1 pseudogene is annotated in these 251 nt (G+C 62.2%); it reads right to left on the bottom strand.

Going from position 1 to position 251, the window contains the following annotated elements:
- Window positions 1-251, bottom strand: a pseudogene (locus ACPYOM_RS23170) (flavin reductase); the annotation flags it as partial.

The raw sequence follows: 251 nt of genomic DNA, 5'->3' as shown, positions 1-251 counted from the left end.
CGAGCATGCGTGGGGTGACCTTCTCGATGCGGAAATCGCCGCCGGCAGCAACAAAGGTCTCGATCCACAGGGCGCTCTTGATCCGCTGGTCTATGGAGCGGGCAGTTCCGTCCAAAGGAGCTGCCCACTCGATGGGTTCCGCAGCGTCCAAACGGAGTTGGATGGAGGTGATGGCCGGGACTGATCCGGATTCGTAATAGTCCGTGAGGGCCGTCCCCATCTGCGCTTCAGCGTCCAGCGCCGTGGAGAAC

It is taken from the genome of Monashia sp. HAY1-2A, from assembly GCF_056755315.1.
This window is presented reverse-complemented; position numbering and strand designations above follow the sequence as displayed.